Annotated in this window: 19 protein-coding genes and 1 pseudogene; 14 read left to right on the top strand and 6 right to left on the bottom strand. The window is 34.6% G+C overall.

The window, feature by feature from the left end:
• Positions 1 to 265 precede the first annotated feature (265 nt).
• The 4 genes from H131_RS19120 (at position 266) to H131_RS19135 (ending at position 4,048) form a co-directional block, all read left to right on the top strand.
• Positions 266 to 844, top strand: a complete 579-nt coding sequence (locus H131_RS19120) for a class I SAM-dependent methyltransferase (RefSeq protein ID WP_010860770.1) — start codon at positions 266 to 268, stop codon at positions 842 to 844.
• The gene (locus H131_RS19125; protein ID WP_010860771.1) at positions 844 to 1,431 is read left to right on the top strand and encodes a DedA family protein; all 588 of its coding nucleotides are present in this window, start codon (positions 844 to 846) and stop codon (positions 1,429 to 1,431) included. Before H131_RS19120 ends, H131_RS19125 begins: the two co-directional genes overlap by 1 nt.
• Positions 1,432 to 1,845: 414 nt before the next feature.
• Positions 1,846 to 2,547, top strand: a complete 702-nt coding sequence (locus tag H131_RS19130) for a response regulator transcription factor (RefSeq protein ID WP_010860772.1) — start codon at positions 1,846 to 1,848, stop codon at positions 2,545 to 2,547.
• Complete coding sequence (locus tag H131_RS19135) at positions 2,531 to 4,048, top strand: sensor histidine kinase (protein WP_010860773.1); 1,518 nt, start codon at positions 2,531 to 2,533, stop codon at positions 4,046 to 4,048. The genes H131_RS19130 and H131_RS19135 overlap by 17 nt, the downstream gene beginning before the upstream one ends.
• Before the next feature lie 346 nt (positions 4,049 to 4,394).
• On the opposite strand, the gene H131_RS19140 is transcribed toward H131_RS19135, so the two are convergent.
• On the bottom strand, positions 4,395 to 4,697 hold the full coding sequence (locus H131_RS19140; RefSeq protein ID WP_010860774.1) for a hypothetical protein: 303 nt from the start codon (positions 4,695 to 4,697) through the stop codon (positions 4,395 to 4,397).
• 922 nt (positions 4,698 to 5,619) lie between these two features.
• Between H131_RS19140 and H131_RS19145 the strand changes: the two genes are divergently transcribed.
• On the top strand, positions 5,620 to 7,221 hold the full coding sequence (locus H131_RS19145; RefSeq protein ID WP_196228940.1) for a Na/Pi cotransporter family protein: 1,602 nt from the start codon (positions 5,620 to 5,622) through the stop codon (positions 7,219 to 7,221).
• A 269-nt stretch (positions 7,222 to 7,490) separates the two neighbouring features.
• Here H131_RS19145 and H131_RS19150 read toward each other — a convergent pair whose 3' ends face one another.
• A complete protein-coding gene (locus tag H131_RS19150) occupies positions 7,491 to 8,351 on the bottom strand; it encodes a YitT family protein (RefSeq protein ID WP_010860776.1) in 861 nt (286 codons plus the stop codon).
• Between the two features lie 112 nt (positions 8,352 to 8,463).
• A complete protein-coding gene (locus H131_RS19155) occupies positions 8,464 to 9,003 on the bottom strand; it encodes a helix-turn-helix domain-containing protein (protein ID WP_010860777.1) in 540 nt (179 codons plus the stop codon).
• A gap of 186 nt (positions 9,004 to 9,189) precedes the next feature.
• Between H131_RS19155 and H131_RS19160 the strand changes: the two genes are divergently transcribed.
• The 6 genes from H131_RS19160 to H131_RS19185 are packed head-to-tail and all read left to right on the top strand — an operon-like array spanning position 9,190 to position 13,806.
• Positions 9,190 to 9,444, top strand: coding sequence for a PLD nuclease N-terminal domain-containing protein (locus tag H131_RS19160; RefSeq protein ID WP_010860778.1), 255 nt, complete (start codon positions 9,190 to 9,192; stop codon positions 9,442 to 9,444).
• Positions 9,425 to 10,333 carry an ABC transporter ATP-binding protein gene (locus H131_RS19165; protein ID WP_010860779.1) on the top strand — a complete coding sequence of 303 codons (909 nt, stop codon included), beginning with the start codon at positions 9,425 to 9,427 and terminating at the stop codon, positions 10,331 to 10,333. Before H131_RS19160 ends, H131_RS19165 begins: the two co-directional genes overlap by 20 nt.
• Positions 10,330 to 11,109, top strand: coding sequence for an ABC transporter permease (locus tag H131_RS19170; protein WP_010860780.1), 780 nt, complete (start codon positions 10,330 to 10,332; stop codon positions 11,107 to 11,109). The genes H131_RS19165 and H131_RS19170 overlap by 4 nt, the downstream gene beginning before the upstream one ends.
• Before the next feature lie 18 nt (positions 11,110 to 11,127).
• A complete protein-coding gene (locus H131_RS19175; RefSeq protein WP_010860781.1) occupies positions 11,128 to 11,829 on the top strand; it encodes an ABC transporter ATP-binding protein in 702 nt (233 codons plus the stop codon).
• Positions 11,819 to 13,396, top strand: a complete 1,578-nt coding sequence (locus H131_RS19180) for a hypothetical protein (RefSeq protein WP_010860782.1) — start codon at positions 11,819 to 11,821, stop codon at positions 13,394 to 13,396. The genes H131_RS19175 and H131_RS19180 overlap by 11 nt, the downstream gene beginning before the upstream one ends.
• A 38-nt stretch (positions 13,397 to 13,434) precedes the next feature.
• A complete protein-coding gene (locus H131_RS19185; protein ID WP_010860783.1) occupies positions 13,435 to 13,806 on the top strand; it encodes a GntR family transcriptional regulator in 372 nt (123 codons plus the stop codon).
• 104 nt (positions 13,807 to 13,910) lie between these two features.
• Here H131_RS19185 and H131_RS19190 read toward each other — a convergent pair.
• Positions 13,911 to 15,156 (bottom strand): annotated as a pseudogene (locus H131_RS19190) (hypothetical protein).
• A gap of 291 nt (positions 15,157 to 15,447) precedes the next feature.
• Between H131_RS19190 and H131_RS19195 the strand changes: the two are divergent.
• Together H131_RS19195 and H131_RS19200 are read left to right on the top strand one after the other, a co-directional pair.
• Positions 15,448 to 16,242: a nicotianamine synthase family protein gene (locus H131_RS19195; protein WP_010860785.1), complete on the top strand. Its 795-nt coding sequence runs from the start codon at positions 15,448 to 15,450 to the stop codon at positions 16,240 to 16,242.
• A gap of 23 nt (positions 16,243 to 16,265) precedes the next feature.
• Positions 16,266 to 17,573, top strand: a complete 1,308-nt coding sequence (locus H131_RS19200) for an opine metallophore biosynthesis dehydrogenase (protein ID WP_010860786.1) — start codon at positions 16,266 to 16,268, stop codon at positions 17,571 to 17,573.
• A gap of 289 nt (positions 17,574 to 17,862) precedes the next feature.
• On the opposite strand, the gene H131_RS19205 is transcribed toward H131_RS19200, so the two are convergent.
• Entirely contained in the window at positions 17,863 to 18,426 is a 564-nt protein-coding gene (locus tag H131_RS19205; RefSeq protein ID WP_010860787.1) for a histidine phosphatase family protein, read from the bottom strand.
• A gap of 63 nt (positions 18,427 to 18,489) precedes the next feature.
• The gene (locus tag H131_RS19210) at positions 18,490 to 18,717 is read right to left on the bottom strand and encodes a hypothetical protein (RefSeq protein ID WP_010860788.1); all 228 of its coding nucleotides are present in this window, start codon (positions 18,715 to 18,717) and stop codon (positions 18,490 to 18,492) included.
• Between the two features lie 140 nt (positions 18,718 to 18,857).
• Here H131_RS19210 and H131_RS19215 point away from each other — a divergent pair, with 140 nt between their 5' ends.
• A complete protein-coding gene (locus H131_RS19215) occupies positions 18,858 to 19,988 on the top strand; it encodes a CamS family sex pheromone protein (RefSeq protein WP_010860789.1) in 1,131 nt (376 codons plus the stop codon).
• Positions 19,989 to 20,014 lie beyond the last annotated feature (26 nt).

A 20,014-nucleotide genomic window follows, 5' to 3' on the forward strand; every position in this document is an offset into this window, starting at 1 on the left:
TAGATTGCTATTACTTCTCTATATAGGTTTCTATTCAATTGGATGCAATTGTATGCCTATTTTAAGAGGGAAATAATTTCTAGCTTTTTTAAAAAAAGAGATAATGCAATTTCTTAAAGTGTATAGATAAAATGACCCGTTTATGATTACAAAAAATTGTTATTTTTGGCACTTAAGAAAAACTTAAGAAATCTCCCCGCTATTTATTAAGAAATACTCCTTATAGTAAGAGTTAACTTACAAGACACAAAACGGGAGATATTAAATGCAATATATAACATTCCTTACTGAATTCATTAAACATCCGAAAAATACAGGAGCAATTTCACCAAGTTCAAAAATATTAGCAAAAAAAATGGTAGAAGCCATTATTTTTGAAGAAGCACACTGCATTGTTGAATTAGGTCCTGGAACAGGCTCCTTTACGAAAGAGATTATGAAGAGCAAACAGCAACAAACAAAACTCGTTCTAATCGAAAATAATGAAATTTTTGCTAGTGCATTAACGAAGCAATATCAAGATGATCCGAGTGTTTTTATTATACATGGCTCGGCCGAAAATCTTAGTTCGTACTTGAAGTCATTACATATTAAAAAGATTGACTATATATTATCTGGCTTACCTTTTACATCTCTGGAACCAGCAGTTTCATCACGAATTTTAAATAATGTAAACGAGACATTACATGAAGATGGCGAATTTATTACCTTTCAATATTCACTCGTTAAGAAATCCTTTATCCAAAATTTTTTTGACGATATTACACTGAAAAAGGTTTGGGTGAATATTCCACCTGCCTATGTGTTAAGTTGCAAAAAAGGAAGCCAGAGGTTATGTCAGTAATGGACTTACATGAATTGATGGGCTTTATTGAACATTATGGTTATTTTGCTTTATTTTTTAGCTTATGGCTTGGTATCGTTGGCATGCCTATTCCTGATGAAATGATCGTTATGAGTGGCGGATTTTTGTCATCTTTAGAAAAAATGGGTGTCATTCCAGCTTTTATCTTAACTTACTTAGGTGTTGTGTCAGGGCTGTCATTAGGGTATGTCCTAGGAAAACTGTTTGGACATAAAGTGCTCGACAAATTGGTGAAAAAGAACAAAGCGAAATATCTTTTACAGTCAAAAGACATGCTCAGTAAGTACGGGCATTTTGCTTTAGTGATAAGTTATTTTATTCCAGTGGTTAGGCACATTATTCCTTATTTGGTTGGAATGAATAACATGTCATTTAAAATTTATGCTTTGTATTCGTACACAACAGGCTTTATATGGACAATGATTTATTTTACGCTTGGTTTTTTCTTTGGCAAACAAATTGAGCTTATAGGAAAACTTGCCACGCAATATGGTTTATATTTTGGCATAATCGTTATGATTGCGTGCATTTTTTATTATTTTAATAGACGAAAGTTAGTTAAATGAATTAATTCCATAAATAGTTTTTCTATAAAAAAACGTCAACATTTTTGGTAGGAGCGTAAGGCGGCGACTCCAGCGGGAAAGTGAACAGAAACCCTGGACTGAGTTTTTGGGAACGAAGGTAACACCATCACGTCCTGTGACAAAGCCTTCGTGACCAACAACCTGTTGCTGACGCTTTCGCTTTCGCACATAAAACATTTGTTGCCCCGAAGCGCTCGATGCTTGCCCGCAGAAAGCGTCCCCCTGTAGCGGAATTTAACGATGAACAATTACTTTATTTTCATTAATAACATTCGCCTTTATTAGTATGAAAGTGAATTATGAAATTGATTTAAATAGTTAAAAATAATGAGAAATAATGGTTAAATATAAAGTATTAATATAATATATTTTGCGGAAAATTGGTGGGATAATATGACTAAAGAAACAATACTAGTAGTGGACGATGAAAAAGAAATAAGGGATCTTATCGCCATTTATTTAAAAAATGATGGATATGAAGTATTACAAGCAAGTGATGGAGAAGAAGGATTATTGCTGTTGAAGCAACACAAGGTACATTTAATTGTCTTAGATATTATGATGCCTAAAGTGGATGGTATCCAAATGTGTATGAAAGTAAGAGAAATAGCTGAGATGCCGATTATTATGCTGTCGGCAAAAACACAAGATATGGATAAAATTGTTGGTTTAACGATAGGTGCCGACGACTATGTAACAAAACCCTTTAACCCGTTGGAGCTAATTGCTCGCATAAAATCACAGCTTAGAAGGTATTTGAAAATGAGCAATGCGGAAGTAGCTGATGACAATGAAATTGAAATTGGCGATATGCAAATTAATATAGCAACACATGAAGTAATCGTAAACAATCAAAAAGTTAAGCTTACACCAAGGGAGTTTTCAATTCTTGAATTACTCGCACGAAATCAAGGAATGGTGCTGAGTGCTGAGCAAATTTATGAAAAGGTTTGGAAGGAAGAGGCTATACAGTCAGAAAATACGGTCATGGTACATATTCGTAAAATTCGAGAAAGAATTGAGACAAATCCTAGAAATCCTCAATATATTAAAACCGTATGGGGAGTAGGTTATAAAATTGAGAAAGATCAGTAAGCTATTTCTTTACTTATTAAACAAACTAAAAAAGCTCATTGTAAATGCGATAACAAAAGTTCGGCAAAGCATTAGAATTCAACTATTGACGACTTTTATTCTTTGTGCTTTTTTGGGTTTACTTGCAGCTAGAGCAACCCTTCCGTTTGTATTGAATATTTATCAAACAGCTACAATTGACTATAGTCAAGGGATGCAGCAAATAAATTTTCAAGCGCAGCGTGCGGCAGATATAGCTATCAATGAAAATAGTGTAGTATCTTTACAGCAAATGATTGAAGCAGAAAATGTAAAGCTTGAAATGAAACAGAGTGCGTTGAATGTGATAGTAACCGATGAGAGTGGAAAGGTTATATACAAAACCAAGCAAGTGGAAGAGGAACACATCAATTTGCATAATAAAATTCGTCATGTAATGGATTTTGCGATTAACCATCCACTCTATAATTATGAGATACCGGCAATCGAACAATTGCAGCAAGAATTTATTGCATTTTATCCATTAACTATAGAAGATAAAAACTTATATTTGTTTGTCAGTGGTATTCCGGAGGGCGTGGTTATCGCAAGTTCGACAGAAGGCCTTATCCCATTATTTATTGCAATTGCTGTTTTTACCTTTTCATTCTTCTATATAACGAAACGAAAAATGAATCAAATTGAGGCATTGGCGAAGGGGGTTATGGAAATGGCTAAAGGGAACTTAGCCTATCGAATAGAGAAAAAGGGCATAGACGAAATAGCATTATTAACGGAGAATGTAAATCATATGGCTGAAGCGATAATGACAACTATAGCAAAGGAACGAAGAATTGAAAAACAAAAAAATGAGCTAATTACTAATGTATCGCATGATTTGCGGACACCCCTTACGTCTATTATGGGGTATTTGCGTTTATTAAGAGAGGGGAGATATGACACGAGAGAGCAATATGAGGATTATATAAAAATAGCATTTTCAAAGTCAGAGCAGTTAAAAAATTTAATTGATGATTTATTTGAGTACACGAAACTAACGAACGAAAATATTGTATTAAACCAGCACAATGTATGTATCAATGAGCTACTTGATCAACTAATAGAGGAATTGGTACCGCAAGCAGAAGAGCGAAACCTTTTATTTGAAAAAAATTACCCTGAAGAACGCATATATGCTTCTGTCGATTCGGAAAAAATTGTACGAGTATTTGATAATTTATTGATGAATGCGATCAAATATAGTACAAGTGGAGGAGAAATTAAAGTCTCTTTTAAAAAACAACAAAATAGCCTGCAAATCTGTGTCGCAAATCACAGTGAACAGTTTACCAAAGAAGAATTAGTGAACTTGTTTGAACGATTTTATAAAAAAGATCAATCTAGAACAAATGTATCGGAAGGATCAGGTCTTGGTCTTGCCATTGCCAAAAGTATTGTTGAACTACACGGAGGGGAAATCGGTGCAAATTATGAAGATGGGTTGTTGCAATTTACAATCTTGTTGCCGATTTCAGCACAATAATTTTTATAGCACTAAACAATTTTATTGATAGAAGGGTGTATTTTAAAGAAGGATTATGTAACGATTTTTCCGACAGGTGCAGATTTCAAGCGAAGAGATTGTGCACTTTTCTTTCATACAACTTGTTGAATTTTTTGCTTCATTGCAGCGGGGCTACAAGGAGCTAATGAGCAGAGGAAATCCATAGGCAGAGCAAAAAAATCTAAGATAATTTTAAAAAACTTTAGCTATTTATGAAAGCAAGCGATATATACTGCTGGAAATTAACAATCAAACGTAAGTCCATTTTATATTGCTACTTAGATGGAATCGACAATATTGAATGCTGGTGAAGAACCGACTGCTGCTACAGTTTTTCAATTTTTAGAAGGTGATTAGATGATAGACTTATAGGGAAATTTTCTAACATTTCTACTAACATCGTTGTGTCCCTAATTAGTATTTGTATTTCTGTATATTTATACTGCCTTTGAAGTTCTAAAACGTATTCTGTGATTATTTGTAAATTCAAAGTGTTCTTGACTTCTACCTCTACAAAAAACGGAAGTGTTAACTGAGGAAGGTAGCAACAACCGCGACGAATCCAAATCGCTTCATTAACATAATAACGGATGGGTAATTGACGATTACTAGCAATAAATAGATCCATTCCAATCTCCTCTTTTTTAAATTTAGATAAAAAAAGGATGGCACTAGTCATTTGCGATTAAAATGCGAAGGCACAGTTTAGGTATTCATCAAATAACTAGGCTTGTCAGCCCCTTTATATTTTAGTTAGTATTCAATAATATCATATAAGTCATAATAGAGCCTATTGTAATACCTGTGGGAAATTTACTAGAGCGGTAACTAGGTTTACCCGAGCGAAGAAGCGGCTGACCGGAGCGCCAAGTGGGTTGACCCGAGCGAAGAAGCGGTAGACCGGAGCGTCAAGTGGACTTACCCGAGCGAAGAAGCGGCTGACCGGAGCGCCAAGTGGATTGACCCGAGCGAAGAAGCGGTAGACCGGAGCGGAAAGTAAGCTTACCCGAGCGAAGAAGAGGTAGACCGGAGCGTCAAGTGGACTTACCCGAGCGAAAAAGAGATAGACCAGAGCCGCAACTAAGCTTACCAAAGCGAAATTGGCTACGCCTAATAATCTTGTTAGCTCTACTAGCAATATACGGTTAGCTGCTTTTCATACTTATTTCAACAGTAAAAATAATTTGTAAAGTTACTGTGTGAAATTGCTTTTAAGTTTCCTATGAGAATTTTGAGAACGGCTTCTTGATTTAGGACATCCTTAAACCTTAAAACGAGATTAATTTATAGTTTGCTTAGAAAAAACATGGGAAGACTATTGAATAGCTTCTACATGTTTTTTTGAGTTGTTATGTTTAGTATTGCTAAAAAATATTTGTTTTTAAGTATAATCTAGCGAATATGTCGTTTCTTTGGATTAATTGTAAAGTGTATGTAAACATTTGTTTAATGCATTGTAAACGATATTTACAAACAATTAGAAACTATTAATAATAAAGTCTGACATCAAGTGAAAGGGTTGAGAGTGTTTGGATATCAACGTACAAGAAATGATTTTCCAATTTCTCGGAGGTTTGGGCTTATTTTTATTTGCCATTAAATTCATGGGGGATGGCTTGCAAAAGGCTGCAGGTGATCGCCTACGAGATATTTTAGATAAATTTACAACGAATCCTTTAATGGGCGTATTAGTCGGAATTGTCGTTACAGTTCTGATTCAATCGAGTTCAGGTACGACAGTTATAACAGTTGGTTTAGTGAGTGCAGGGTTAATGAAATTACGTCAGGCAATTGGCGTAATTATGGGCGCAAATATCGGTACTACGATAACGGCCTTTATTATAGGAATTGACGTAGGTGCATATGCTTATCCCATTATGGCAGTGGGTGCGGTTTGCTTATTCTTCTTTAAGAAAAGCATGGTTCAAAATATTGGACAAATATTGTTTGGATTTGCGGGTTTATTTATCGGTTTAGAGCTGATGAGTGGTGGGATGAAACCGCTACGAGATTGGCAACCATTTTTAGATTTAACCGTGCAAATGTCTGATGTACCTATTTTAGGTGTGCTAGTAGGTACGATATTTACATTGATTGTTCAATCATCCTCGGCTACAGTCGGCATTTTACAAGGGCTATATGCAGAAGATTTAATTTCATTGCATGGTGCTTTACCTGTATTATTTGGTGATAATATTGGGACAACGATAACAGCTATCTTAGCTGCATTAGGTGCCTCGATCGCTGCAAAGCGCGCAGCAGCAACGCACGTTCTATTCAATGTTTTTGGAACGATACTGTTTATGCTTTTTTTAGGAGTGTTTACGAATTATGTGGAATGGATAGCAGGTGTATTAAATTTAGAACCGAAAATGCAAATTGCCTTTGCGCATGGGACGTTTAACGTTGTGAATACACTTATTCAATTACCATTAATTGGATTTTGGGCTTACGCTGTAACAAAATTAATCCCAGGTGAGGATTCAGTCGTCGAATATAAACCTAAATTTTTAGATAAAAACTTAATTGTTCAATCACCTTCTGTTGCACTGGGACAGGCAAAAATGGAAGTGTTACGCATGGGTGAATATAGTATTCAAGGACTTGAAGATACACTGACAATTTTAAAAACATCTGATGGAAAATTAATGGGGACTGTAGGTCAGTTGGAAGAAGCCATTAACAATTTAGATCGTAAAACAACGGAGTATTTAGTCGAGCTGTCCAAGCAATCATTATCAAGTCATGACTCTGAAGTGCATCATGCTTTATTTGAAAATATTCGAGATATTGAACGAATTGGGGATCATGTGGAAAATATTATCGAGCTGCTACAATACAAAGATAGTAATCGTGTTCGCCTAAGTGATCAAGCGCTTAAAGAATTGGAGGATATGTTTATCTTTACTTTAGATACAGTTAAACTGGCGATTGAAGCTCTTGATAAGCGTGATATCTCTTTAGCGCAGCAAGTATTAGAAAAAGAAAATGAAATCGACAACATGGAGCGTCGATTACGCAAATTGCATATTAAGCGTTTAAATGAAGGTACATGCTCAGGTTCAGCAGGAATCGTTTTTGCCGATATAGTCAGTAATCTAGAAAGAATCGGTGATCATGCCTCGAACATAGCGGAAACTGTTATTGCCTAAAATAAGCTGTTCAGCGAAGATTTATTTGCTGAACAGCTCTTTTTTATAGCGTGACGGATAGACCTGGTGAAGTGGTGGATAGAACTCTCGAAGTGACGGATAAACCCGGCGAAGTGACGGATAAAACTCTCGAAGTGACGGATAAACCCTTCAAATCGACGGATAGTAATGAGCGAGCTTAATACTATACATGAGTGCAAAAACCTAATTACAAAGAGCAATCAAAAAACAAGTAAGCAGACCATTGAGGGATCTGCTTACTTGTCGTTTTAGTGAATATCGCGTTTTTTAAAGTTACCGCCGCGTACTTCTGAAACGTCTGAAATGACGACGAAAGCCGCTTCGTCGATATCTCGAATGATGGATACAAGCTTATTTTCTTCCATGCGGTTAATGACACAGTTTAAAATTTCCGTAGGCTCGTTCGAAAAACCGCCTCGTCCTTGTGTATAGGTAACACCACGACCTAAACGGGATTGAATAGCGTCCCCAATCTCCTCTGATTTAGCACTAACAACACGCACATCTTTTGATTTTTCCAAACCAACTTGAATAATATCAATAACATTTTTCGCAATGTAATAAGTTAAGGCGGAGTATAAGGCACTTTCAAGGCCGAAAATAAAACTAGCGCCAATAAAAATAAAGGCATTGATAAATAAAATAATATCGCCGACTGAAAACGGAATTTTACGCGATAGTAACACTGCTAAAACCTCAGAGCCATCTAAAGCGCCACCATTACGTAAAACAATCCCTATTCCGACACCAAGCAAAATACCACCAGATAACACGATTAATAAGGAATCATCAGGTCCTAATATCGTCTTTACATCGTGTAAAAGTACGGTTGAAATGGATAAAGCTGCAATTCCGACAATACTCATTAGGGCAAATGTCTTTCCAACTTGTTTATAGCCTAAATAAACAAATGGAATATTTAATACAAAGAGTAACACGCCTAATGGTAGCCCAAATAGATGCGCACCCATAATACTTATGCCTGTGACACCACCATCGATCACTTCGTTAGGGATTAGCACAGCCTCTAGTCCATAGGCTGCAATGACTGCACCGATGACAATCATGATAGCTTTACGAATGTTTTGTAATAATTTTCCTTTTTTCATAAATCTTCTCCATTTCATCTTACCAATAAGTTATTTCTCAAAAGAGACTTTACTATTGTAATATTTTTTTTAGGTAAATTGAAAGCAGTAAGTTCGATAATGGCAGATAAAGTTAAGGCTTTGGAATAATGTTGAACGCAATCGTTTTTGTTTCAGTCTGTTCATTTAGCGTGCCCATCTTATAATATTTAGTCATTAAATTATTTAGGTCTTGTTGAAAAAGATGAAATTGTTCGTTCGATAACGTTAAATCTACTAATGAAAATGTTGCGGTGTCTTCAACGTGTTCGGTCTCAGCAATCGAGGATAGATAATGTTGGTATTGCGTTAGTAAGACTAATTGATAGTAGGAAATATAGTTTAATTTTTGCTCCTGGGATAGATGTTGCCAGTCCTCATGATTCAGTCTAGCAGCATCCTCATTTAAAGCATAAAATTTTTCAACGACTGAACGTACTTTTCTTTCTTTGACAACCTTAATAATACTTTCATCCGTTAAAATTTGAATATGTCGGTATAAGGTTGCTTGCGGAACATCTTTAATAACTTTATTCATCTCTAATGTACTTAAGCCATCTTCTTTGTTTTGCATGAGCGCCTGTAAAATTTTCATTCTCACAGGATGCATTAAAATTTCTGCTTTGTTGCGCATATTTAACTCCTCCATTCAGCTTGAACGTTGTGTAATTAAGAAAAATACAACTTAATTATATAAGTTGAGAATGTTATCAAAAAATATAATATAAATTAATTCAAATGTATAGTGTAAAAAAGTAATGCAATTCGTTAGGTCTTTTGTTATCATTATTGATAATGATAATGAATGAGGTGAACAGTTATGAAGTTACATTATGGTATCGATGAATTAAGTCACATTGATTGGGCAAGTATTCTACCCATCTTGCTTCCATTTTTACTAGTTGGATTTTTATTAATTTTGATTGCTCTAATTGATTTATACCGTTATCGAAAAGTAAGAGAAAACGTACTTATGTGGACGATTGTGATTGTGTTATTTAATACAATTGGACCGATTTTATATTTTACGATAGGCAGAAAGGATGTAAATGAACGTGCGCTTAGAAATCAATAATGTAACGAAAAAGTTTAAGCATAAAACGGCTGTTGATCATTTTTCGATGGTCATTGAAGAGAATGAGTGTGTGGGATTAATCGGACCAAATGGGGCAGGAAAGTCGACGTTAATTCAAATCATTGCAGATATTCTCTATGCAGATGAGGGGAGCATTGTTCTGGACGGACAAAATATATCCAAGAAGAAAAATCAAATCGGCTATTTACCTCAATACCCCAACTTCTACTCTTGGATGACAGCATATGACACTTTATTATTTATGGGAACACTGTCTGGCATTTCAAAAAACCAATTGCAGAAAGATATTCCGCTAATCTTAAAAAAGGTGGGTCTCTCGAAAGAAGTGCAGTCAAAAGTCGGCGCATTTTCAGGCGGGATGAAGCAGCGCTTAGGCATTGCACAAGCGTTGTTACATAAGCCTACCTTGATTATTATGGATGAACCCGTATCTGCCTTAGATCCAATAGGACGAAGAGAAGTGTTGAATTTACTGAAAGAAATAAAAAGTGAAACGACGATTTTATTGTCTACACATATATTAGGGGACGCAGAAGAAATCTGTGAACGTTTTGTTGTCATCAAAGATGGACAGAAAATTGAAGATGCTACAAAAGCGCAGTTGCTTCATAGGAATCAAGAATCAGCTATTTATCTAGTGATTGAAAAAGGTGATTTGAAATGGCTTGAAGAAGTTGAGCAGCTACCCTATGTAAAGAAAATTGACAACTATGAAGAGGGCTTTAAAATACATGTCGAGCAAGTTCAAATAGATGCCTATCGATTATTACAAAATGCTATGGATCAAAAAATAGCTTTTACAAAGTTTGAAATAGGCATTAAAGAAAGTCTAGAAGATACATTTTTGACATTGGTGGTGGATGTATGAATACTTTTGCAATATTAAGTAAAAAAGAATTCAGTCAAATGGTGAAAGAATATAAAATAATGTGGTTACCTATTGTTTTTATGTTGCTAGGGCTTACACAACCAATCATGATGTATTATCTTCCCATGATCTTAGAGTCACTTGGTGGAGTAGAAGGGATTATGATTGATCCAACGATGGCAAAACCAGAGGGACGAGAAGTACTAGCCTCGACATTAAATTCACAGTTTGACCAGCTAGGTATCATCATCGTGATCGTTGCTGTTATGAGTGTAATTCAAGCAGAAAAAGCGAATGGCATGTTGGCGTTTATTTTAACAAGGCCTGTATCGATTTCTAGTTATTTGGGCAGTAAAATGGCCTCTCATTATTTATTGGCAGTTCTAAGTTTAGCGGTTGGTTATGTAGCGTCGTATGGTTATACGGTGTTCCTATTTTCACCTGTACCCATTACTCAGGTAATTTTAGCATTTGTCCTGTACTGTATATGGTTGTTATTTATCATTACATTCGTGACGATGCTAAGTACATTTTTTAATAGCCCTGCTGTTATTGCATTAGTAAGTATTGTCGCATTGCTACTATGTCGTTTAATTGCTGGACTGCATCCCGTCTTGGATATATTTAATCCAGCTGGTTTTAGTTTACGTGCATCGAGTGTTCTAATTACAGGTAGTGTTGGTGCATGGTGGGAACTTAATTTACTAGTTACTTTTCTTGTTATTTTCGGCATGATATTGACAATGCATTATTGGATTGCGAAAAAGAAATTTTAATAGATAGTAGGTGTGAGCTTGTTAACTATACGTAATGTTAAGAAAAAGTATGGGCAACATGAAGTGCTAAAGGGCGTAGAATTACAGCTTCAACAAGGTGAGGTATTAGGGTTTGTTGGTGCGAACGGTGCAGGTAAAACAACAACACTACATTGTATTACGGGATTAGAAGAGCAAGACGATGGAGAGATAGCCATTAATGCTATACCGAAATCACATGATATTACTTATAAAAAGCAGTTTTATTTTATCCCAGATACTATACAAGTTTTTAACAATATTTCTGCATATGACTGGATCAGCTACGTCTTAACATTATATGAAGTAGACGACAATGCAAAGCTCAATCGCTTGATAAAGGCATTTGATATGGAGAACAGTATTTATAAACCAATGGGGACGTATTCTTATGGAATGCTTCATAAAATGGCTCTTATTACGGCTTTTACAATTAGTCCACCTATAGTCATTATGGATGAGCCATTGAATGGTTTAGATCCTCTTGCTGTTGTCACATTTAAAAATTGTATGAAAGAGTATACAGAGAGTGGGGGAACCGTACTTTTCTCCACGCATCTATTAGACGTTGCAGAAAAAATCTGTAATTCAATAGCCTTTTTAAAGGACGGACAAATTATATTGCATGAGTCTCTAGAAAAGCTTTTACAAGAAGGAAACTTAGAAATGATTTTCATGGAGAAGCAAGCCTATGAAGCATAATTTTCAGCTAGTAAAATTTTTTATGACATCTATTTATACAAGGCCGCAGCAACCGCTGCTACAAGTAATGTTACTTATCGCTGTCTTTTATTTAGCAGTACAGTATATAGGGCTTAATGGAATAATTTATTTTTTAGGAACTGCTGAGGCGTACTTATTTTATAATGTTATGCTGTCAAACATGGTTATGTATGTATTAACAGCTTATTTTGCAATTTCAATCGTTTATAGCCAGCGTGACTTTTTGATACTAACAGGGCTACCAATTGCATCAAAAGAAATCGTCATAGCGAAACTAATAAGTGGTCTAGCATTACCTTCGATAGTAATATGTATTCTCCACATCCCGACAATTGTAATAGTACTGATAAATTATAAACTGACTGTAGCGATTAAATTTTTAGCATTTTTACCATTAATGAATCTCTTTGTAGCGCTATACCTATTGTTTGTATTATCCATCCTAAGCCGATTGCGAAGCCAATTTTCTAATGCATTATTGTATTTATCTACAAGGTTTAGCATTGTTTTAATGATGGGATTAGCTCCCTTCGTGTACTTTTTAAGCGATAAATATGAGGCAATGACAACGATAATAACTAGCTTAAATGTCTCAACACTATCAACGCTAGCTTCTTCGTTTGTAGATTTCCTGGATGTAGGGTCTAGCTTCGCCACGCAACAGTCACTAATTAAGGGGATAGTAATGCCTTACGCAAAGGAAAATAGTGTTAGTATTTTCTTGCTATTACTAAGTATTTGTATTGTGTTATTTATAGCCAGTGTTAAGAATTTAACGAAGAATTATTATAAGAACGGTTTATTCGTAAATAGCGTGGAACATAAGTCCAAAGATAGGTTGTTTCATGTGAAAAGTAGCTGGGGGTTTTATTTGCAGCGTGAGTATTGGGTTATCCAATCAGAACCTTATTTTATGATGCAAGTACTGTTAGGGTTGCTATTATCACCAATCTTTACAGGTATATATCTAGCTCTTATTCAATTGAATTGGGCAGGGGTGCCACTTAACCTAAGAAACGATATTCCCATTTTTGCCTACATGATTTTATGTATTAGTTGTATTAATAATATAAGTGGAACACCCTATTCAAGAGAAGGGGTACATTTTACAACGAGCATTGCGCTACCGTTAGATCGAAGAAAAGTATTTTTAGCCAAAGTCACTATCTCTTCATTCATTAGTGCTCTATCCGTGCTATTCAGTTATGGCATTTATTTAATATTTAGTGAGATTAATATCGTAGACATCTTCTATGTGTTCATAACGTTGTTGTTAATTATCAATTACAATTTATTAACGCCCATCTATGATATGCGACATCCGTTACTAAATTGGAAAAATCCATCCGATGCTGTGAAGACAAATCCAAACGTTTTAATTAGTCTACTGTATGGCTTTCCATTACTGTTATTAATTTTAATCATCCATTTTACACTACTTTCTATTGGTGTTTCACAGTGGGTGGCGACAAGTGTAATAGGGATTTTAGCATTGGGAAGTATGAAAATTTTACTCTCTAGAGTAGGGAAATATCATAGTATATGAGAAAATGTGAGGATGTGTAAAAAATAGTAGAGATATCATTGCATACAAATAGTGCGGTTCCACTCTATAAACAATTAGTTCAGCAACTGATTGTAGCAATTGCTCAAGGCTCTATTAAGCATGGAGAGACAATGCCCTCTATCCGTGATATGGCGAAACAAACGGAGCTCAATCTCCATACGGTACATAAAAGCTATAAAGAATTACAGCTGAAAGGGCTAATAACAAGAAAAGCAAATTCTAAAGCCTTCATTATCAATCATCATTTAGCACCTTTAAACGACAGTGACCTACAACAAATTTCAATCGAACTTGAGCAAGTCCTAGTAGGAGCCTATGTTTTGGGGCTGAGGAAAAATCAATTACAACAAATAATTAATAATATCTCGCAAAAATATTCGTTTTCCTAATCGGCAATGCTAGTTTGACAGCTCACCTACACAAGAAATGATACAGCTATTATACCTAAAAAACCCATCTATCATCTTTTTTGATAGAAGGGTTTTTTCCATGGTTAAATCAAAAACATCGCTACAATGGTTGTGACAACAAGTCCTATGAGTACAGGGATTAGATTACGCCGTGCAAGTTCGAATGGACTAACATTACAAATAGCGGCAGCTGGAATTAACGCCCAGGGAATTAATGTACCTCCACCAATCCAAATTGCTGTAATTTGACCAAGTGCTGTTAAGAGCTAAGCCGACACCTAGGTCATTGACGATACCGTGTGAAGCAGCAGGTAAAAAATTACCAATAATTTGCTTAAAACCAGAGTCTCCGAGATAGAAGAAGGCTGCGATTGGAATAACGGGTCCAAATACTTTAAAACCAAATTGGAACCCCTGAATTAAATAACTTGTCGACTTCTCAAACCCTTGCTTTTTGTGCGCTACCAAGCACAGGATGAGCAATATAAAGACAGCGGTTCCGCCTATTAATGCAGTGGCATCTCCGCCCTGTAGTTTTAAAATTGACATGGCAATGACATCAAGTAGAAAGGCAATTGGGATGAGTATAGCGAAAAACCGTTTTTGTCCACGTGTTAGTAAATTTTCCGCCGTTACGCGCTCTAGCCCATCACCTGTTTCAGTGGTTTCCTTCAAAGCCAGCGTACCCCGCTTCATATCCCGCCGTAATAAGAAAAAAGCAACAAGCGTTGTGACCAGGCCCATCGTAATCACAAGAGGAATACTAGCAGAAACAACATCGCCTACTGGAATACCAGCAGCATCTGCAGTGAGCTTCGGAGCCCCTTGGATAACAAAATCACTAGATAACGCAATCCCGTGACCAAATAAGTTCATAGCCATAGCAACGCCAAGTGCTGGCAGACCTGCACGTATAGCAACAGGCAACAGAACGGCCCCTAATAATGCGACAGCAGGTGATGGCCAGAAAAACCAAGAAATAATCATCATTAAAATCCCAATTGTCCAATAAGCTAACGTTGGTGTTTTAATGAATTTTGTAAATGGCGCAACCATGACCTCGTTAATACCAGATGTCATTAACACGCGACTCATGGCAACAATAATAGAAATAATGAGGATGGTCGACAAGAGCTCAGTAATTGCATAGATAAAGCTGTTAAAAATCCCACTTATCGACGAAGTTAAATCGCCAGTAGCTACGATGGCTAGCATGAATATGCCAAGTATACAAATGAGGGTGGTATCTCGACGTTTAACCATAAATCCAATAATCAATACAATGAATACTACATAAATCCAATGGAGAGCAGTGAATTCAAACCCCATACGTTTCCCCCTCAAAAATAGGTTTGGTTCTATAGAATATGAAGAGAAATAAAGTTGGTGATGGTTTTGGAGAATTTTTACTTAAGTAGAATGGCAATATGAATTGATAATGAAAAAGTATAAAGGGGGGTAATAGGAAGATTGTTATACCAGCAGGAAAGGTAGCTGATGCGGTGAATCTCCTTTAAGTAAACAATGTGAAAAGTATGCGCATATCGAGGGAAGCGTTGAAATAGTATTAAAGGGTACGGGATATATTAAACTTTAATCCACAAGCATAGGAGTGGGCAAGTGAAGGATATAGATGCGTTTTTAAAGAAATTACATTACTTTGATAAAAAATTTAAGTTATTTATCAAACAAAACAACAATCACCTAATAGTTGAGTATTCAGAGTTGTGTGGAATAATCGATGATTATTCTTCCTTTATTATAAATCATGACAATGATAAACAATGGAATAATTTAGAGCAATCAATTGAAATACTATTATTAATCGAGAATCTAAGAAATAACTCTTCTATTTGTGTCCAAATCTTAGAAAAATATCGAGCTTTAGTATTAAGACATGAAAATGAGGAGATCACTGATTATTTTCGAAACATAGAAGACTGCATTGAAAAGGAATTTGGAGGTTTTCAAATTACCAGTCAGTCGAAGGTGCTCTTAGTAGGATCTGGATCTTTTCCTATAACATTATTAATGATTGCGGAACGAACAGGCGCAGAAGTTTTTGGAATTGATATTGATGATGAAGCGATTCAGTTGGGAAAACATGTAGTAAATAAATTTGGAAATCATTTACCGATTCAAATTAACAACAAGTCAGTAGGGGAACTCGCAGTTATTAAACAGATTAGTCATATTATATTTAGTTCAACTGTTAGCTGTAAATATGACATATTAGAGCAATTATATGATTTAACAAATAAAGATGTGCTTATTGCTATGCGTTATGGAAATGGGTTAAAGTCTCTTTTTAATTATCCAATGCAGAAAGTAGACGAAACCAAATGGCATATAGTAGAGAAAATTATGCACCCTCAATGTGTATTTGATGTTATTTTATATCAAAAAGTACAATGACTTAAATAGACGAGGAGAAGGTTATGACTTATTTTAATAAGGTTTTACTGCTAGGAACAGGGCCCACAGTAATTCAATTAGCTGTGAATTTCAAGAATTATTATAATGGTAAAGTAGCTATTGCTGGTCGAGAATCTTTACGCTCCAAAATTTTCTTTGAAACTATCGTTCAGCATCAACTTGCACTTAAGGTAAATATACAAAATACACAACATCAGTCTGTTGCAGGAGAATGTATTATTGATGAGTTTTTTAAGGGTTACCATGCAATATCTGGCAACTGGGATACCGTTGTACTTAGTGTTACTACAGATTCTTATATAGCAGTATTAGAACAAATCGATACCAAAGTGTTGAAGGAGGCTAGCTGTTTTATATTAATTTCACCTACATTTGGTTCTAGTCATTTAATAACTAATTTTCTAAAGAATCTATCTTCCAAAGCTGAGGTAATTAGTTTTTCAACATATTATGGAGATACTAGATGGTTAGGTGAAATTCCATCAAATGAAGTATTGACAACAGGAGTAAAGAAAACAGTTTATATTGGTTCTACTTACTCAAAATCGGGTAGACTGGATAAATTATCTGAATTATTTCATCATTCGGGGATTCATTTGAAAAAATTGGCATCTCCTCTTGAGGCAGAAACAAGAAATATTTCTTTATACGTGCATCCTCCCTTATTTATGAATGATTTTTCATTAAAAGCAATATTTGATGGGAACAATATAACAAAGTATGTGTATAAGCTTTATCCTGAGGGTCCCATTACTTATACAATGATTCGTCATTTATTAAATTATTGGAAAGAAATGATGGTAATTGTGAAACACTTCAATATTCAACCTCTAAATCTATTAAAGTTTATGGTAGATGATAATTATCCATTACAGCCAGCAAGTATAGCCCGACAAGAAATAGAGAATTTTACTAAACTTGAGTCCATTCATCAAGAGTATCTGCTCTATATTCGTTATGCATCCTTATTAATTGATCCATTTTCTATGCCAAATCAAGAAGGAAGATACTTTGATTTTTCAGCAGTTCCTCTTAGAAGGATTTTTAAAAATCATGATGGAGAATGGGATATTCCTAGAATGCCAAAAGAGGATTACTATCGTGTGAAAATCATTCAAGGGATTGCTAATGCCCTGAAATTGAAAAGTCCAACGCTAGATCATTTTGTACAAACCTATGAAGAAAAACTGCAACAAGTAGTGGCTTCATCTGAGAATAAAATATATTCAGATGCCTTCCAAGTAAAATCCTTTACACAAGAAATCGAGATGATATGTAAGGAATTAATATTAAGTAAAAAAACAAAATAATAGATATAAAATAAGGAGCTAACGAATTTGGCTAAATAGAGATACAATGTGATGAAAGAAAAACAAATACTATAAGTAATGTATATAGTTTCCAATGATGCTTCGTTTTTATCCATATGATGATTGGCATATAGATTCACTTAAGAACATAACAAAAACTAAATGCTAGTCTCATTGTCACGGCAAAAAAGGCTATACTCCTTAATGAAGTAAAGCACCATTGATTGCAAGAGTAGATTTAACAACCAAAAGATGGAGAGGAATTTATTTTACATTTACACGACGATATTTACCATAGTCTATTAACCTCAATTAATTCCTGTCCATTAAACTCCATTCTATAAATATCAGGTTTAGATGTGCTATGTAAAAAGGACAAATCATAATTTGAATCATAATATCCCATCATCAAAGTCATTACTAATCCGTGAGTGCCAATTACTACTTTTTTCCCTATATAAGTATTTAATATTTCTGCTAAAACTTTTACAGCTCTTTTTTGACAATCAGTATTCGTTTCTCCTCCGTCTAGAGCGAAATTTGGGTCCAAATATGATTTTTCTAATAAAGGAAATAAATCCTTATCAGACATTCGCTCGCCTTCAGCCGAAAAGATTCTTTCCTTAAAATCTTCAACTACTAAAACTTCTTGTCCAATTTGTTTAGCTAACGGCTCTACAGTTAAAATTGATCGAGTGTATGGACTTGATATAACAATGTTAATTCCTTCATCCTTTAAAACATCAGTTATTCTTTGAGCGTCTAATTTTCCTTTTTCAGTTAAACTTCTTGTTCTTTCATTTCCTTTTCTTGGTGAATCCCCGTGTCTCACCATATAAATAAAAGTTCTCATATTATCCCTCCAATAAATTTTTAATACAATCCTTCCTTACATAACCTTCACTTCGATACAATCCTAGTTTCCCACGCCTAAATTTTTGGTATTAATAATATCGACGAAGCAACAATAAATAAAGATCCAATAATAAGTTCCAATAACAAATATACCAGTAGCTTCGATGACTAGTATGAATATGCCAAGTATACAAATGAGGATGGTATCTCGACGTTTAACCATAGATCCAATAATCAATACAATGAATACGACATAAACCCGATGGAGAGCAGTGAATTCAATCCCCATACGTTTCCACCTCAATATTCGGTCTGATTCTATAGAATATGAATATATATAGGTTATACTGTTAAAAGTAGTAAAATTTGGTATGATAATTTTATTAAAGTTTTTTAATCATACTAGAATTAGTAAGGGGAATCTAATAAATGGACAGAAGGAAGAGTATGTTGTTTTTTATATCACCAATATTTTTTTTAGTTTCTTGTAGTGGTGAAGATGAAGTTGTTAAAAAAGATGAACAAATGTATATATCATCAGTTCAAAAAAAGGAAATATATGAAATAAAACAACCTGCAAAATTTAATATTTCAAGAGGTTTGATACTAAGCAATATGAACAATACATTAAATATAAACGAAATTGAGAAAGGACTAATGGATTTATCTGTAAATCATTTTTCTACAAAGAAGTTTTATATGCAGGAAGGTCAATATTTAGATAAAAAGATTATTAATCAATGGTTAGATAGAAAATCCACAGAAGGTGTTGGTTTAAACCCCTCTATAAAAAATAGTACGGGACATGTTTTAGAGGATGAAAAAAATAATCCTAAGATATTATCTCATGTATTAGAGCAAAATTTTATTAACAAAGAAACTGGACAAGTAGAAGGAATATCTTTAGCCATATCCTTAAATGAATTTTATGACATTAGAGTAAGCGATGACAAAGGTTTAGTTTATACAGACCAAGTAAAAGTCGATCATAACGATGATGACGTTAATGATGTGGAAAATTACGGTAAAGAAATAGCTGGGATGATAGTAAAAGATATTAGAAATAATGAAAACATACATAATGTTCCTATTTATTTAACCTTGTATCAAGAATCAAATAAAAATGATATCATTCCAGGCATATTTTTAGCTGAAACATATATTCCGGAGGGAGGGGAAAGGATAGATAAATGGACTGATATAGATAAGAAAAATTATACATTCCCTTCAGATGCACTATATAGTTTAGACAAAGATACTTATGATAAATTATTGACTTTTAAAGAGGATATACAAAAAGATTTTATTCATTTAAATCCTAAAATAATTGGTGAACTTCAATATGAAAACGGTAAATTAGCCGATATAAAAATAAATGTGAATGCGCCTTTAATAAAAGATACTGAATTGATAGGTCTTTTACAGTTAATTAGTACTAAATTAAGTGCTGTTTTATTTGATTATGTTCCTGTGACTATTCGTATTATCAATCAAAAACAAGATGTCGGAATTGTCCTCTGGGATCCAACAGAAAAACAGATTTTTTCGACACCACTTTAATTAAACTGAAGTGACCCCTAAAAGTT

Origin of the sequence: Lysinibacillus sphaericus OT4b.31 (assembly GCF_000392615.1) — a bacterium.
Classification (GTDB): domain Bacteria; phylum Bacillota; class Bacilli; order Bacillales_A; family Planococcaceae; genus Lysinibacillus; species Lysinibacillus sphaericus_B.

Excerpts from the sequence above, each read along its gene's own strand:
- H131_RS19120 (WP_010860770.1), top strand. The coding sequence starts at position 266 with ATGCAATATATAACATTCCTTACTGAATTCATTAAACATCCGAAAAAT.
- H131_RS19125 (WP_010860771.1), top strand. The coding sequence starts at position 844 with ATGGACTTACATGAATTGATGGGCTTTATTGAACATTATGGTTATTTT.
- H131_RS19130 (WP_010860772.1), top strand. The coding sequence starts at position 1,846 with ATGACTAAAGAAACAATACTAGTAGTGGACGATGAAAAAGAAATAAGG.
- H131_RS19140 (WP_010860774.1), bottom strand. The coding sequence starts at position 4,697 with ATGGATCTATTTATTGCTAGTAATCGTCAATTACCCATCCGTTATTAT.
- H131_RS19145 (WP_196228940.1), top strand. The coding sequence starts at position 5,620 with ATGATTTTCCAATTTCTCGGAGGTTTGGGCTTATTTTTATTTGCCATT.
- H131_RS19150 (WP_010860776.1), bottom strand. The coding sequence starts at position 8,351 with ATGAAAAAAGGAAAATTATTACAAAACATTCGTAAAGCTATCATGATT.
- H131_RS19155 (WP_010860777.1), bottom strand. The coding sequence starts at position 9,003 with ATGCGCAACAAAGCAGAAATTTTAATGCATCCTGTGAGAATGAAAATT.
- H131_RS19160 (WP_010860778.1), top strand. The coding sequence starts at position 9,190 with ATGAAGTTACATTATGGTATCGATGAATTAAGTCACATTGATTGGGCA.
- H131_RS19170 (WP_010860780.1), top strand. The coding sequence starts at position 10,330 with ATGAATACTTTTGCAATATTAAGTAAAAAAGAATTCAGTCAAATGGTG.
- H131_RS19180 (WP_010860782.1), top strand. The coding sequence starts at position 11,819 with ATGAAGCATAATTTTCAGCTAGTAAAATTTTTTATGACATCTATTTAT.
- H131_RS19200 (WP_010860786.1), top strand. The coding sequence starts at position 16,266 with ATGACTTATTTTAATAAGGTTTTACTGCTAGGAACAGGGCCCACAGTA.
- H131_RS19205 (WP_010860787.1), bottom strand. The coding sequence starts at position 18,426 with ATGAGAACTTTTATTTATATGGTGAGACACGGGGATTCACCAAGAAAA.
- H131_RS19210 (WP_010860788.1), bottom strand. The coding sequence starts at position 18,717 with ATGGGGATTGAATTCACTGCTCTCCATCGGGTTTATGTCGTATTCATT.
- H131_RS19215 (WP_010860789.1), top strand. The coding sequence starts at position 18,858 with ATGGACAGAAGGAAGAGTATGTTGTTTTTTATATCACCAATATTTTTT.